This window comes from Streptomyces sp. NPDC006544, assembly GCF_040611715.1.
GTDB lineage: Bacteria > Actinomycetota > Actinomycetes > Streptomycetales > Streptomycetaceae > Streptomyces.
This window is the reverse complement of the sequence record NZ_JBEXOV010000008.1, coordinates 135,881-149,580: the sequence shown is the minus strand read 5'-3', so window position 1 is coordinate 149,580 and position 13,700 is coordinate 135,881. Positions and strand designations below refer to the sequence as shown.

Here is a 13,700-nt window from a genome sequence, read left to right as displayed (position 1 = left end):
CCACTACTACCCCGGCCCCCCCCGCCACCACCCCCCCCCCCCCCCCGCCCGCGCCCCCCCCCCCCCCCCCCGCGGGGGCCCCCCCCCCCCGCAGCCCGGTCAGGGGTCAGGAGCCGGGGCCGGGTGTCAGACCGGGACCCCGGAGGTTTCCTGCGGCCGCTGCTCCGGGCCCGGCTGCTGCGTGCCGGGCAGGCCGGCGGCGGCCGGCTCCGTCCCGGTCCCCGCGGCGACCGCCCGCTCCGTGGCTTCGCGCCGCTTGCGCAGGAAACCGGGGGTCCAGTTCTTCAGCTTCATGGCCGGGGACTCGATCAGGTACCAGGACAGTGCGGCCAGGACCACCGTGCCGGCCGTCGCCAGCAGCAGGAAGACGGGCTTGCCGTACTTCGCGTAGCCCAGCATGGCCAGCGACTGCTCCACGGTGAACCCGTAGATGTAGATCCCGTACGAGAAGTCGCGCTTGCGGCCGATCTTCTGGAACGGCTCGGGCAGCCTGACCGCGAGCCAGATCAGCAGGTAGGCGAAGGTCGGGTAGCCGAAGACGAAGAACCCGCCGAAGGCCAGCGAGGCGGCGAGGACCACGACGCAGCCCAGCGCCAGCAGGTCGTTGACCGGGAGCCGGTCGCGGTAGAGCTGGAAGGTGCCGCCGAGGAGGAAGGCGAAGACCAGCACGATCAGGGAGTGCACGCTCATGGCGCCGAGCGCCGGCACCGATACGGCCGAGCCGAGGTCGCCGGGGATGCCCCGCCACTTGGGGGCCTCGATCCAGTCGTTCAGGATCACCAGGCCGAGGGCCACGACCACCAACGGGACGAACTTGCGGGCCCGCTGCAGGACTCCGGAGGCGCCGAGGATGCCGACCATGACGTAGCAGAGGATCTCGTACTTCAGCGACCACAGGGCGCCGTTGATGCCCCCGTCGAAGTTGGTGCCGCGGGCCTTGCCCTCGGCGATCACCCCGGATATGTCCCAGCCGTTGCTGATCGCGGTGGTCCAGGTGCCCGAGAGGTACCCGAGAGGACCCTGCGGGTGGTTCCAGTAGCCGTTCAGGGTGCCGTGGAGCCAGTAGTAGAGCGCCGGGATGATGACCAGCGCGGAGAGCAGCAGCGAGCCCCACAGGCCCGGCAGGATGCGCAGCGCGCGGTGCCAGGCGAAGCGCCCGGCGGTGATCCGGGCCCCACTGCCCGTGATCATGAAGCCCGAGAGGACGAAGAAGCCGACCACGGCCATCTTGCCGACGTCGGTCTGCTGGCCGCTGTAGCGCCACAGCGGGTCGAGCGGGCCCCAGCCGAGGGGGAAGACGTGCGAGAGCACGACCGACGAAGCGAGGAGCAGCCGCAGCACGCCGAAGCTGTTGGCCCGTGAGGAGTACACCTCGGCGAGCGTTCCGCGATGGCCGGGCAGGACTCGTCTGTTGCGGGACATAGGGGGTTCAGGCTTCCTGGGAAGGGGGTTCCGGGGGAGCTCGCCCGGCAACGGGTCGAGGACCTCACCGGATCGTACCGACGGGCGGCCGGGCCGGTGAGGCCCTCGGGGCACGTGCTCGGGTCGGAGCGGTCAGCTTCGGGCGGCGACCTCGGCGGCCCAGAGGGCGGCGACGGCCTCGCGCAGGGTGCGGTCCGGCTTCCAGACCAGGGCCTGCTTGATGGCGGTGATGTCGAGCTGCTGCCACTCGGTCTCCGGGCCGGTGCCCTCCGGCGCGGGAACCTCGGTGACGTTCGTCGGTACGCCGCTCTCCTCGATCAGGAGCTCGACCAGCTCACGGGCCGAGCTGGCCCGGCCCAGACCCACGTTGAGGACCGGGGGCGCGGGCACCGGCGCGAGCGCGGCCATGATGGCGTCGACGCTGTCCTGGAGGTCCACGAAGTCGCGCTGGGCGGTCAGCGGCGCGAGCGCCAGCTCCGCGACGGTTCCGGCGGACCGGGCGTCGGCCAGCTTGCCGGCCATCACGCCCAGCAGGCTGTGCGAGGGCTGGCCGGCGCCGACGACATTGCCGAGGCGCAGCACGATGGCGTCCAGGCCGTCCTCGCGGACGGCGTCGGCGATCATCGCGGTGGCGCGCAGCTTCAGCTGCCCGTAGACCATCGGCGGGCGGGGGACGGAGTCCTCGGCGAGGGAGACGCCGATCGGACAGAGGCCGTACTCGTGCACGCTGCCGAGGTGCACCAGCCGGGGCGGCCGCGCCATCGTCCCCAGCGCCTCGAGCAGGCGGGCGACCATGCCGACGTTGGCGCCGACCATCTGCTCGTCCGTCAGGCCCCACATGCCGCCGGCCGCGTTGACCACCACGTCGATCCGGTGCTCCGTGAGCAGCGCGGCCAGGTCGGCCGGCGGGTCGACGGTGAGGTCGAGGCGGGCGAACTCGCCGGGCAGCGGGACGGAGGGCGCCTTGCGGGCGATGGCGAGCAGACCGTGGCCGCGCTCGGCGAGCGTGGCGCAGATCGCCCGGCCTATGAAGCCGGTGCCGCCGAGGACTGCTACACGGGGCAGAGAAGGGCTGGTGTCGTGCATGGGCGGGCTCCGGGCGGTCGAGTGGGGGACGGTGGGTGGTGGCGGGCCCTTCGCTGGGTGGTCGAGGGGCCGGCGGGCGCCGCGTACGGCCGCGGGCGGTACGGCCGCGCCGCGGTGCTATCGGTGGTCGGCGCCGACGGCGTGCCGGAGCAGGGTGCGGGTGCCCTCGCTCTGCTTGTTCTTCAGCGCGCCCGGGACCATGGTCAGCGCGTGGATCCGGGAGGACAGGTGCAGTCGGGAGGCCTTGGCGGCCTTCGTCCAGCCCTGCGCGTCGAGCCGGTCCGCGACCTCCATGAAGAAGCGGTTGGCCTCGGCGAAGCGCTTGCCGGTGAAGGCCTGCTGGGAGGAGATGCTGACCGCGTGCCGGCGGTACTGGAAGCACACGGTGTCGGTGACGAGCATCTGCTCGCCGGCCTGGACGAGGTCGATCTCCAGCGCCAGGTCCTGGGTGACCTCGAGGTTGTCGCGGAGGCCGGCCTTGCGGACCGCGTCGGTGCGCCAGCACATGGCGGGGAAGTACAGCCAGTTGCCGCGCAGCAGGCTGACGGCGAGCCGCTCGCCGCCCATCAGCAGCCGTCCGCGCACCTTGGGCGTGTACAGGAGGCGCTTGGACTGGTCGACGAGTCCGTCGGTGGGCTTCCCGTCGCCGTCGATGACCTGGACGCCGGGCTGGATCATGCCGATGCCGGGGTGCTCCGCGAGCAGGGCCCGCACCGTGGCGACGTACTCCGGCAGCATGATGTCGTCGGTGCCCATCATGACGAAGTGCTCTTCCCGCACCAGGCCGATGCACTTGCGGTAGTTCCCGGTGACACCCAGGTTCTGCTCGTTGCGCTGGTACGAGACGCGCGGGTCACCGAGCTGGGCGAACCAGCCGGGTACGTCCGGCTCCTTGCCGTCGTCCACCACGGTCAGGCGCCAGTTCGGGTCGCTCTGGGCCAGGATGCTGTGCACTGCGGCCTGCATCAGGGCGACGTCGCCGTAGTACGGCAGCATGATGTCGAGAGTGGTCGCAGACGGCGCACCGGGGGTTTCGGACATGGGTTTCACCATACGGTGCATGGCATCGGGGAGGGTAACCCCCGGTCCTGGGCGAGGAGACGGGCCCCGCCGGGCCGCCGGACGTCGTCCGGTCCGGGGACGAGGGCTTCCGACCGGGCAGTACGCTGAGAAGACTATGTGCGTACTCGCCACCTGTGGCGCCGGTTGTCCTCATGTTCCGGCAGGCCCTGTGGCTCAGATCACGGTAACCGGCGCGTCCGGTTCCGGTCCCGGGGAGCAGCTGTGGGTGTGGTGAGTACGGAGGACGCCGCGGCGAGCGCCGCCGCGGGCGCCGAGGGGGGCGGGTCGCGGTCACCGCTGGCCCGCATGCTCACGTCGCTGCCGCCGGGCACCCAGCTGGTCATCGGCGGCACCATCGTCATCGGGGCGGCCTCGTACATCCACCTCATGGCGGCCGGCCACAGCCTGTCCAGCACGGACGCGGCCTCCTTCTCCGTGCTGTGGACGATCCTGATGTCGGTCGGCCTCGGACTGTTCTTCCCGGTCGAGCAGGAGCTCACCCGGATCGTCGCGGCCCACGAGGTCCGCGGCGAGGGCGTCTCCCGGGTCCTGCGCCGGATCACCGTGCTCAGCCTCGGCCTGATCGCCCTGCTCACGGCGGGGGTGGTGCTCGCCGCCCGGCCGCTCGCCGACACGTTCTTCAACGGCCGGCTCGACATGGTCGCGGCGCTGGGGCTGTCCTTCGCCGCCATGGCGGTCACGAACGTGACGCGTGGCGTCCTGGCGGGCCTGGGCCGTTTCGGCCCGTACGGACTCCAGCTGGCCGTCGACGGCGGCCTGCGGATCGCCCTGGCCGCGGCCTTCGCGCTGGGCGGGGTCCGCTCGCCGCTGGCGTTCGCGCTGATCCTCACGGTGGCGCCGCTCGTCTCGGTCCTCGCCACCGCGCGCCCCGTGCTGGGCGGCATCACCAAGGGCGGCCCCGCGGACGGCTGGTCCGGGCTGCTGGGCGGGCTCGGCCCGCTCATCGTGTCGACCCTGCTGGCGCAGGTCGTCGTCAACGCCGCCGTGGTCAGCTCCAAGCTGCTGGCGCCGACCGACGGCGCGCTGGTCGCCGGGCTGCTCAACGCGATCGTGCTGGCCCGGGTGCCGCTCTTCGTCTTCGGCTCGCTCCAGGCCTCCCTGCTGTCCGGGCTGTCCTCGGCCGCCGCGGCGGGGGACCGGGCGGGTTTCTCCAAGCTGCTCGGCCGCACCTGCCTGGTGGTCACGGGCCTCGGCGTGTGCGGAGGCGTGCCCGCCACGCTGCTCGGACCGTGGCTGATCCACGTGCTCTTCAACGCCGATGACGTGCTCGGCCGCGCGGAATTCTTCTACATGTCCGCCGGCACCCTCTTCTACATGCTGGCCATGGTCCTCGGACAGGCCCTGATGGTCCTGCACAAGCACCGGCTCCAGCTGGCCGGCTGGGCCGTGGCGACCCTGGTCGTGCTCGGCGCGACCCTCCTGCCGGGCGAGGTCGCCACCCGCGTCTGCCTCGCGTACGCCCTCGGCGCGCTCTCGGCCGTGCTCGCCATGGCGGCGGCGCTCTGGCTGACCTTCCTGCGGGTGCGCCCCGGACAGGCCGAGCCGGCCGCGGCGCCCGAGCCCGCCGAGCGGACCGCCACCACGGCCTGAGCCGCGGGGCACACCCGGGCCGGCCCGGGGCCGCCCCCCGCCGCGCCCGTGGCGGCGTACGCTCGGCCCATGGGGGAAGCGGACATGGTGGGACTGGACGGCCGGGTCACCGGAACGGTCGGGCCGGGGCTGGTGGGCGAGGTCATCGTGCGGATCCGCGGCGGGGCCGAGCACTTCCTCGCGTACCCGGCGCCGGGGACGGGGAAGCTGGCGGTGGGGACGGTGGTCACGGTGGTCGAGTACCTGCCGCCGCGCACGGTGTACGTGATGGCGGCCTACGGGGACTGACGCCGTCGGCGCACCCGTCCCGACCTCCGCGTATCAAGATGGCGACAAGAACGCGCCGCCGTCTTCACGCGGCTCCCGCGCGGGCGCAGACTCGCCTTCTCGGTGGCGGACGCCGCCGTGGAACGGGGGGAGTTGCCGATGCCTATCGGCGTACTGGCGGGTGTCGTCGTCGGCGCGATCGTGGTCGTGATCGGCTTGTTCAAGCTCATGTGGCGGGTCGCCGAGCCCAACGAGGCGCTGGTCATCTCCGGCTCCGCGCACAAGACCGAGGGCATCGCGGAGGGCATGGGCTTCCGGATCGTCACGGGGCGCGGGACGCTCGTGGTGCCCGGGGTGCAGGCCGTGCGGAAGCTGTCGCTGGACCTCAACGAGACCCAGCTGAACGTGGACTGCGTGACGCACCAGGGCATCCCGCTGCGGGTCAAGGGCGTGGTCATCTTCAAGATCGGCGACGACTTCGTCTCCATCGCCAACGCGGCCCGCCGCTTCCTCGACCAGCAGAAGATGATGCCCGAGCGGGTGCACATCGTCTTCGCGGGCCACCTGCGCTCGATCGTGGGCGGGCTGACGGTCGAGGACATGATCCGCGACCGCGAGAAGCTGACCGGCCAGACCCGCGCGGCCTGCGGCACGGAGATGGAGAAGCTCGGGCTGATCGTCGACTCGCTCCAGATCCACGAGATCGAGGACCCGACGGGCTACATCAAGAACCTGGCGATGCCGCACGCGGCCGCGGTGCAGCGGGACGCGCGGATCGCGCAGGCCGATGCCAACCTGCGGGCGACGGAGGCCGAACAGGCCGCCTTCGCGCGGATGTCGGAGGCGACGCGGGACAGCGAGATCCTCCAGGCCGGCTACCAGGCGGAGCGCGACAAGGCGGCCGCGACCGCCCGGCAGGCGGGCCCGCTCTCGGAGGCGGCGGCGCGCCAGGAGGTCGTGGTCCAGGAGACCCGGGTCGCGGAGCTGGAGGCGCACCGGCGCGAGCAGCAGCTCCAGGCGGACGTGCGCAAGCCCGCGGACGCGGCGGCGTACGAGGTCAGGACGCGGGCCGAGGCGGACCGCGACGCCCGTATCTCGGCGGCGCAGGCCCGGGCGAGGGAGACCGAGCTCGCGGCGGCCGCGGAGGCCACGCGGGTGACGACGGCGGCCGGGGCCGAGGCGAAGGCGACGGAGGCGCGGGGTCTGGCGACCGCGACGGCGACCCGGGCGACCGGCGAGGCCGAGGCGGCGGCGACGCAGGCCAAGGGCCTCGCGGAGGCGGCGTCGGCGAAGGCGAAGGGCCTCGCGGAGGCGGACGCCATCAAGGCGCGGGCCGCCGCGCTGGCGGAGAACCAGGAAGCGGTGGTCGCGCAGCAGCTGGCCGAGAACTGGCCGGCGATCGTGGAAGCGGGCGCCGGCGCCTTCGGCAACGTGGAGCACATGATCCTGCTGAACGGCGCGGAGGGCATGTCGGACATGTTCGCGAAGGCCCTGACCATGGGCGGCACGGGCCTGGGCCTGGCCCGCCAGCTCCTGTCGTCGATGGCCCCGCCCCCGGCCGCCGCGCCCGCCGCCACCCCGGCGAACGGTGCCTCGGCCGAGACGGCCCACCCGACGGCCCACCCGACGTCCCACCAGATCCCGATCCAGGAGGCGTAGCCCGAGGGCGGTGGCGGTACCTGGACCTGTCCACCCGTCAACCCCGCCCGGCCGTCGCAGCGGCCGGGCGGGACTGTCGTCCCGCTCCGGGCGGAGCCCGGTCCGGATCGCCTGGCGCGCACAGGGTCAGCTGACGGCGTGTTCACCCGTCCCAGGGGACGGAAATCCGTTCATCGGAGGACCGTCGGGCCGCTTGGTCGATACCGTGGGCCACACCATGGACAATGACTCCAAGCAGGGCCGTGCAACCCGCATCCGGGCCACCGCCGCGACGGCTGCCGCCCGTGTCCGCGAGCAGACCGTGAAGGTCGCCACGGCCGCCCGCCCGCACGCCGTGCCGATCGCCAAGGCCGTCGGGTCGGTCGTCACGACGTTCGCCGTCACTGCCCTGATCGCCACCGTCCTCGTCGACGACGACGACGACCGGCCGACCGGCCGCGGCCCGTCCTCGTCGTGCCGGGAGTGCGGACGCCGCCTCACCGACGCGCTGTCCCAGCAGGCCGGGTACGGGCCGGTTTGTGCTCGCCACATGCTCACCTGACCCCGGCGCACCTCTTCCGGTCGGCCGTTTCGGCCAGGTCACCCCTTCGGCGGGCGGCGGCGCAGGATCCGCTTCGCCGCCAGGGTCAGGACCGTGGCCGCCGCCAGGACGAACGCGCCCTTCGTGAAGGTGCCGCCCTCGGCGGACGGCGGGGTGTCCGCACCGGGACCCGGAGCGGCTCCCGGAGCGGCGGGGGACGGGGACGGGGGCGCGGTCACCGGGACCGCCACGACGCGGCTGTTCACGCCCTCCGCCCCGAACATCAGCGCCGTCCCGTCCGCCGTGTACGTCGCGGACTCCGCCTGCCCCTGCCACGGCGCTGCCACCTGCTCCCCGTCGCCGGCCGGCCGGCCGTCCTTCCACGGGTACGTCTTCGCCCACAGGTACCCGCGCAGCGCGAGCCGCCCCCCGTCCGGGGAGAACGCCCCGTCCGTGACCCACGGGACGTCCCCGATCCGCCGGAACGTGTTCGTGCCGGACGCGGACAGTGCCTCCGGACCCTCGTAGAGGCCGCCCGCCCGCTCGTCCTTGCTCGCGATGTACACCCGCCCGGTCACCGGATGCACCATCAGCGCCTCCGCGTTCCGCGGTCCGTCCGCGTACTTCACCGTGAACTGCTCGGCCTTGAGCGTGGCGTCGCCGAGCGTCTTCGGCTCGGGGAAGCGGTAGATCCACACGTGGTCCCAGGAGCCGCCCAGGTTGTCGCCGATGTCGCCGACGTACAGCTGTCCGTCGGGTCCCAGCGAGATCGCCTCGATGTCCCGGGGCTTGCCGACGCCCGTCATCGTGATCCGGGCGACCGTCCGGCCGGTCGCGGAGTCCACGGCGTAGACGTACGGCCCGTCGTCGCTGTCGTTGTGGGTCCAGTAGACGCCCGGGTGGACCCGGCTTGCCGCGAGCCCGCTCGACTCCTTGATCCGTGGGTCGGTGATGGTGAACCCGGACGGGGCGGGACTCGGGGCGGCGACGGCGGCGACGGGGGCGACGGCCACGGGGGTGACGGCGGCGACGGCCGCCACGGCGGGTCCGGCCGTCACGGCCAGAACGGCCAGGGCACAGAAGGCGGTCGACGGCAGCAGGTGCGGGCGCATCCCCCTACCCTGCCAGCCCGCCCCCGCGTGTCCGGCATCACAGGGGTTCCGGTCGTGTGATCCGCGATGATGACCGGATGCGTTTCATGCTTGTCGGTGATTCCATGACCATCGGACGCGCCGGCGACTACACGTGGCGCTACCGGATGTGGCAGCACCTCAACGACACCTTCGGCGGCCCGTACGAGATCGTCGGCCCGCGCAGCGAGCTGTACGACACCTTCGCGGACGCGCCGACGAGCCACGCGTACGCCGACCCCGGCTTCCCGGAGCACGCCCGCCGCCACCTGGCCGGCTGGGGCGAGGGCTGGCAGCACATGGCCCCGCTCATCGGGCCCGCCGTCCGCTCCGGCAGGGCCGACGTCCTGCTCGTCTCCCTCGGGCTCATAGACCTCGGCTTCTACACCGACGCCGAGGCCACCGCCGCCAACGCCCGCCTGTTCATCGCCGAGGCCCGCGCCGCCCGCCCCGCGATACGGATGGTCCTGCTGCCCGTCATCCCCAACGTCCGGGCCCAGGACGACGCGCCCTTCGCGGCGGAGGTCGAGCGGTTCAACGAGCTGCTCGCCAAGGCGGTCGCCGACCTGTCGACCACCGCCTCGCCGATCCTGCTGGCCGCGCGGCCGGCCTCGTACGAGATCCACCACGACACCTACGACGGCACCCACCCCAACGCCTCCGGCGAACACCGCCTGGCCGGCGAATTCGCGGCGGTCCTGCACCAGGCGTGGGGCATCGGCGCCCCGTACCGGGCCCGCCGCGACGCCTGACGGTCCGGCGGTCCGGCGGCCCGTCCGGCCGTCGGCCCGCGTCGGGACGTTCCCCGGCCCTGCACGGACGGGTCTTGCCTCGAGTCCACTCCAAGCAGTTGGCTAGTGCCCCATGAAGTACACGCAGCTCGGACGCACCGGTCTCAAGGTCAGCCGACTCGTCCTCGGCACCATGAACTTCGGCCCCCAGACGGGAGAGCCCGAAAGCCACGCCCTCATGGACGCGGCCCTCGACGCCGGAATCAACTTCTTCGACACCGCCAACGTCTATGGATGGGGCGAGAACAAGGGGCGTACCGAGGAGATCCTCGGCACCTGGTTCGCCCAGGGGGGTGGGCGCCGCGAGAAGACGGTGCTCGCCACCAAGGTCTACGGGAGCATGGCCGCCGAGGGCGAGCCGTGGCCCAACTACGACCGCCTGTCGGCGCTGAACATCCGACGGGCCGTCGACGCCAGCCTGAAGCGGCTGAACACGGACTACATCGACCTCTACCAGTTCCACCACGTGGACCGGCTGACGCCCTTCGAGGAGATCTGGCAGGCCGTCGAGGTCCTGATCCAGCAGGGCAAGATCCTCTACGCGGGGTCCTCGAACTTCCCCGGCTGGAAGATCGCCCAGGCGAACGAGGCCGCGGCGCGCACCGGGCGGCTCGGCCTCGTCAGCGAGCAGTGCCTCTACAACCTCGCCGAGCGGCGCGCCGAGATGGAGGTCATCCCGGCCGCCGAGGCGTACGGGCTCGGCGTCATCCCGTGGTCCCCGCTGCACGGCGGCCTGCTGGGCGGGGCGATCCGCAAGTCGGCGCGGTCCGGGCGCTCGGCCTCGGGCCGCTCGGCGGACGCGCTCGCCAGCAGTTCCGTACGGGCGCAGGTGCAGGCGTACGAGGATCTGCTGGACAAGCACGGCCTGGAGCCCGGCGAGGTCGCCCTGGCGTGGCTGCTGACCCGTCCCGGGGTCACGGGGCCGATCGTCGGGCCGCGGACGGCGGAGCAGCTCGCGTCCGCGCTGCGGGCGGTGGAGCTGGAGCTGTCGGAGGAGGTGCTGGCCGGCCTCGAGGACATCTTCGCCGGGCCGGGAGCGGCGCCGGAGGCCTTCGCCTGGTAGTCGCGGGGCCGGGCCGGGCGGGCCGGGCGGCCTGGCCGGGCCCGCCCAGCGGGGCGGTGGGCGGCTGAGGCGGCCCTTCGGCCGCCGCTACTGCCCGACGGCGGCCGCCACGGCCACGACGACGAACATCAGCACGAGCACACCGGCCATCACGCGGTTTCTGGTCTTTGGATCCACCCGTCGAGACTAACGCGGCCGTCGCGACGCCGGGGACGCAGGGCCCGTGCCGGACGCCGCGCGCACCTCAGCCGGAGAGCGGCCAGGCGCCGACGGTCTCGTAGCGGGGCTGTTCGCCGGGTACTCCGCCGACGGGCAGGTTGCTGCGGACCAGGCTGAGCGTGGAGACCCGCCAGGGGGTGCCCTCGAAGGGGGCGAGCCGTTCGACGTACGGACGCACGTCGGCCGACTCGTCACGGAGCCGGCCGAGGGTGAGGTGGGGCGTGTAACGGTGGTGCTGGTCCATCGCCACCCCGGACCGGCGGGCGGCGGCGTCGGCCCGCTCGGCGAGCATCCGCAGCGCGTCCAGGTCCCCGGCGCCGCCGACCCACAGGGAGCGGTGGCCGAAGTGGCCGGCGCCGTGCAGCCGCAGGGCGAAGGAGCCGGTACGGGCCGCCGCGCGGGCGAGTCGCGCGTGCAGCTCGGGGAGCAGGCGCTCCTCGACCTCGCCCATGAAGGCGAGCGTGAAGTGCCAGCCCGCTTCCGCGGTCCAGCGCAGGTGGTCGTCGCGCAGGGGTCGCACGGCTTCGGCCAGTTCGGCGACGGCGGTCGCGGGCGGCAGGACGGCGGCGAACAGTCTCATGCGCCGAGCGTAGCGACGCCGTCCGGGTGCGGCACCGGGGCCGCGGGGCGGCCTGTGGCCCCCGCGCCCCGGCCGCCGCCGGGTGGCCTACGCCGCCGTGACCAGCTCGCGGGCGCGCGGGGCCGGGACGAACGCGACGCCGTGGCGGTTCACGCTGAGGCGGAGGTTGCCGACGCGCGAGAGCACGAGGCCGATCGCCAGGGCCGCGGCCAGCGAGATCGCTCCGCCCGCCGCCATGCCGATCCGTGCGCCGTAGGTGTCCGTGACCCAGCCGACCACCGGTGCGCCGATCGGGGTGCCGCCGGTGAAGACCATCATGAACAGGGCCATCACCCGGCCGCGCATCTCCGGGTCCGTGGCCATCTGCACGCTGGAGTTCGCCGTGACGTTGACGGTCAGGCCGAACACGCCGATCGGCACGAGCAGCGCCGCGAACAGCCAGAAGGAGGGCGCCAAGGCGGCCACCAGGAGCAGCACGGAGAAGAGCACCGCCGCCGCGACCAGCAGCCGCAGCCGGGACAGGCCACGCCGGGCCGCGAGCAGCGCCCCGGCCAGCGAGCCGGCCGCGATGAGCGTGTTGAACAGTCCGTACGTGCCGGCGTCCCCGTGGAACACCTTGCTGACGAACGCCGACAGCCAGATCGGGAAGTTGAAGCCGAAGGTGCCGATGAATCCGACGAGCACGATCGGCCAGATCAGCTCGGGCCGGCCGGCGACGTAGCGCAGGCCTTCCCGCAACTGGCCCTTGGCGCGCGGCTGGACCTCGGCCCGGTGCAGCTCGTGCGTCCGCATCAGCAGCAGGCCCACGATCGGGGCCGCGAACGAGAGGCCGTTGAGCAGGAAGGCCCAGCCGGAGCCGACGGCGGTGATCAGGACGCCGGCGATCGCCGGGCCGACCAGCCGCGCGGACTGGAAGTTGGCCGAGTTCAGGCTGACGGCGTTGGCCAGCTGGTCCTTGCCGACCATCTCGGAGACGAAGGTCTGCCGGGCCGGGTTGTCCACGACGGTGACCAGGCCGAGCAGGAATGCGGCGAGGTAGACGTGCCAGACCTGTACGTGGCCCGCGAGGGTGAGGACGGCGAGCGCGATGCCGGTGAGGCCCATCGCCGCCTGGGTGCACAGCAGCAGCGGCCGCTTCGGGAGCCGGTCGGCGAGTACGCCTCCGTAGAGGCCGAACAGCAGCATCGGCAGGAACTGCAGCGCGATGGTGATGCCGACGGCCGAGGCGGAGCCGGTCAGGGAGAGGACCAGCCAGTCCTGGGCGATGCGCTGCATCCAGGTGCCGGTGTTCGAGACGACCTGACCCGTGGCGAAGAGCCGGTAGTTCCGGATCTTCAGCGAGCTGAACATCGAGTTCTTCGGGTTCCGGGGGTTCCGGGGGTCTCGCGGGTTCCGCGCGGTCGGTGCGTTCTCGGGGTGTTCGCCCGCGGGGCGCCCGGCGGCGCGCGTAGTGGTGGATGTATGGCCGGGGGCGGAGTCTGCTCCGGGTCCCGTACTCAAAAAAGATTCGCCTCCTGGCGTCGTTCCTATAGGTGCGCGAGCTTGTCCAGGACGGGCGCGGCCTCGCGGAGCTTGGCCCATTCGTCCTCGGTGAGCCCGGCCGCGAGCCCGGCCAGGAAGGCGTTGCGCTTGCGACGGCTCTCTTCGAGCATCGCTTCGGCCTCCTCGGTCTGGCGGACCACCTTCTGGCGGCGGTCGTCGGCGTGCGGCTCCAGCGTGACCAGTCCCTTGGCCTCCAGCAGTGCCACGATGCGGGTCATCGACGGCGGCTGTACGTGCTCGCGCCGGGCCAGCTCACCGGGGGTGGCGTGGCCGCAGCGGGCGAGGGTGCCGAGCACCGACATCTCGGTGGGGCTCAGCGATTCGTCGACGCGCTGGTGCTTGAGGCGCCGGCCGAGCCGCATGACGGCGGAGCGGAGGTCGTTCACGGCGGCGGCGTCGTCGCCATGGGAAAGGTCATGCATGTTCTTTAGAGTAACTCATTACTCTACCTAAGGAACACCAGGTGTCTCGCGTCACTCGTCCGGGTGAGTGGGCTCCGGAAAGTGACACGCGTCCCCGCCCTGTGCCCCGACTCTTTCGGCATGGGGACACATGTGCTGAGCATGCGCATAGACGGGGAGCTCCTCGACAGGCTCCGGACTCATGCGGCCAAACGCGGAATGAGCGTCCAGGACTATGTGGTCCGGACGCTCATTCGCGACGACTTCGACGAACGCTTCAAGGCGGCCGTCGACGAGACGGAGAAGTTCTACGGGCTCACGTGAGCCCTGGGGGACCCGCGGGCCCG

14 protein-coding genes are annotated in these 13,700 nt (G+C 72.8%); 7 read left to right on the top strand and 7 right to left on the bottom strand.

What is annotated here, in order from left to right; translation table 11 throughout:
* Positions 1–126: 126 nt before the first annotated feature.
* From ABZY44_RS06630 to ABZY44_RS06620, 3 genes are all read right to left on the bottom strand, one after another.
* Positions 127–1,422, bottom strand: coding sequence for an acyltransferase (locus ABZY44_RS06630; protein WP_356650569.1), 1,296 nt, complete (start codon positions 1,420–1,422; stop codon positions 127–129).
* Positions 1,423–1,554: 132 nt separating this feature from the next.
* Positions 1,555–2,508 (bottom strand): NAD(P)-dependent oxidoreductase, encoded by a 954-nt coding sequence (locus tag ABZY44_RS06625; RefSeq protein WP_356650567.1) that lies wholly within the window; start codon positions 2,506–2,508, stop codon positions 1,555–1,557.
* A 117-nt stretch (positions 2,509–2,625) separates the two neighbouring features.
* A complete protein-coding gene (locus ABZY44_RS06620; protein ID WP_356650565.1) occupies positions 2,626–3,549 on the bottom strand; it encodes a glycosyltransferase in 924 nt (307 codons plus the stop codon).
* Between the two features lie 249 nt (positions 3,550–3,798).
* Between ABZY44_RS06620 and ABZY44_RS06615 the strand changes: the two genes are divergently transcribed.
* The 4 genes from ABZY44_RS06615 to ABZY44_RS06600 all read left to right on the top strand — a co-directional run bounded on the left by ABZY44_RS06615 (position 3,799) and on the right by ABZY44_RS06600 (position 7,648).
* Complete coding sequence (locus ABZY44_RS06615; RefSeq protein WP_356650563.1) at positions 3,799–5,181, top strand: hypothetical protein; 1,383 nt, start codon at positions 3,799–3,801, stop codon at positions 5,179–5,181.
* Positions 5,182–5,250: 69 nt separating this feature from the next.
* Complete coding sequence (locus ABZY44_RS06610; RefSeq protein WP_356650561.1) at positions 5,251–5,469, top strand: hypothetical protein; 219 nt, start codon at positions 5,251–5,253, stop codon at positions 5,467–5,469.
* 138 nt (positions 5,470–5,607) lie between these two features.
* Positions 5,608–7,107, top strand: coding sequence for an SPFH domain-containing protein (locus ABZY44_RS06605; protein ID WP_356650559.1), 1,500 nt, complete (start codon positions 5,608–5,610; stop codon positions 7,105–7,107).
* Positions 7,108–7,324: 217 nt separating this feature from the next.
* Positions 7,325–7,648: a DUF6011 domain-containing protein gene (locus tag ABZY44_RS06600; protein ID WP_356650557.1), complete on the top strand. Its 324-nt coding sequence runs from the start codon at positions 7,325–7,327 to the stop codon at positions 7,646–7,648.
* A 38-nt stretch (positions 7,649–7,686) separates the two neighbouring features.
* On the opposite strand, the gene ABZY44_RS06595 is transcribed toward ABZY44_RS06600, so the two are convergent.
* Positions 7,687–8,739, bottom strand: coding sequence for a WD40 repeat domain-containing protein (locus tag ABZY44_RS06595; RefSeq protein ID WP_356650555.1), 1,053 nt, complete (start codon positions 8,737–8,739; stop codon positions 7,687–7,689).
* Between the two features lie 77 nt (positions 8,740–8,816).
* On the opposite strand from ABZY44_RS06595, the gene ABZY44_RS06590 reads away from it, so the two are divergent.
* Both ABZY44_RS06590 and ABZY44_RS06585 read left to right on the top strand, forming a co-directional pair.
* A complete protein-coding gene (locus tag ABZY44_RS06590) occupies positions 8,817–9,509 on the top strand; it encodes a GDSL-type esterase/lipase family protein (RefSeq protein WP_356650553.1) in 693 nt (230 codons plus the stop codon).
* A 112-nt stretch (positions 9,510–9,621) separates the two neighbouring features.
* Complete coding sequence (locus ABZY44_RS06585; protein WP_356650551.1) at positions 9,622–10,611, top strand: aldo/keto reductase; 990 nt, start codon at positions 9,622–9,624, stop codon at positions 10,609–10,611.
* A 244-nt stretch (positions 10,612–10,855) separates the two neighbouring features.
* Here the strand turns inward: ABZY44_RS06585 and thpR are convergent, their stop codons facing one another.
* From thpR to ABZY44_RS06570, 3 genes are all read right to left on the bottom strand, one after another.
* A complete protein-coding gene (gene thpR, locus ABZY44_RS06580; RefSeq protein ID WP_356650549.1) occupies positions 10,856–11,410 on the bottom strand; it encodes an RNA 2',3'-cyclic phosphodiesterase in 555 nt (184 codons plus the stop codon).
* 87 nt (positions 11,411–11,497) lie between these two features.
* Complete coding sequence (locus ABZY44_RS06575) at positions 11,498–12,910, bottom strand: MFS transporter (protein ID WP_356650547.1); 1,413 nt, start codon at positions 12,908–12,910, stop codon at positions 11,498–11,500.
* A 26-nt stretch (positions 12,911–12,936) separates the two neighbouring features.
* Positions 12,937–13,374, bottom strand: coding sequence for a MarR family transcriptional regulator (locus ABZY44_RS06570; RefSeq protein WP_356650545.1), 438 nt, complete (start codon positions 13,372–13,374; stop codon positions 12,937–12,939).
* Between the two features lie 120 nt (positions 13,375–13,494).
* Here ABZY44_RS06570 and ABZY44_RS06565 point away from each other — a divergent pair, with 120 nt between their 5' ends.
* The gene (locus ABZY44_RS06565) at positions 13,495–13,677 is read left to right on the top strand and encodes a hypothetical protein (RefSeq protein WP_030156886.1); all 183 of its coding nucleotides are present in this window, start codon (positions 13,495–13,497) and stop codon (positions 13,675–13,677) included.
* The last annotated feature ends 23 nt before the right edge of the window (positions 13,678–13,700 follow it).

Bases quoted from the DNA above. Each gene is read 5' to 3' on its own strand.
- ABZY44_RS06620 (WP_356650565.1), bottom strand. From the start codon at position 3,549: ATGTCCGAAACCCCCGGTGCGCCGTCTGCGACCACTCTCGACATCATG.
- ABZY44_RS06590 (WP_356650553.1), top strand. From the start codon at position 8,817: ATGCGTTTCATGCTTGTCGGTGATTCCATGACCATCGGACGCGCCGGC.
- ABZY44_RS06600 (WP_356650557.1), top strand. From the start codon at position 7,325: ATGGACAATGACTCCAAGCAGGGCCGTGCAACCCGCATCCGGGCCACC.
- ABZY44_RS06605 (WP_356650559.1), top strand. From the start codon at position 5,608: ATGCCTATCGGCGTACTGGCGGGTGTCGTCGTCGGCGCGATCGTGGTC.
- ABZY44_RS06585 (WP_356650551.1), top strand. From the start codon at position 9,622: ATGAAGTACACGCAGCTCGGACGCACCGGTCTCAAGGTCAGCCGACTC.
- ABZY44_RS06630 (WP_356650569.1), bottom strand. From the start codon at position 1,422: ATGTCCCGCAACAGACGAGTCCTGCCCGGCCATCGCGGAACGCTCGCC.
- ABZY44_RS06625 (WP_356650567.1), bottom strand. From the start codon at position 2,508: ATGCACGACACCAGCCCTTCTCTGCCCCGTGTAGCAGTCCTCGGCGGC.
- thpR (WP_356650549.1), bottom strand. From the start codon at position 11,410: ATGAGACTGTTCGCCGCCGTCCTGCCGCCCGCGACCGCCGTCGCCGAA.
- ABZY44_RS06565 (WP_030156886.1), top strand. From the start codon at position 13,495: ATGGGGACACATGTGCTGAGCATGCGCATAGACGGGGAGCTCCTCGAC.
- ABZY44_RS06595 (WP_356650555.1), bottom strand. From the start codon at position 8,739: ATGCGCCCGCACCTGCTGCCGTCGACCGCCTTCTGTGCCCTGGCCGTT.
- ABZY44_RS06610 (WP_356650561.1), top strand. From the start codon at position 5,251: ATGGGGGAAGCGGACATGGTGGGACTGGACGGCCGGGTCACCGGAACG.
- ABZY44_RS06570 (WP_356650545.1), bottom strand. From the start codon at position 13,374: ATGCATGACCTTTCCCATGGCGACGACGCCGCCGCCGTGAACGACCTC.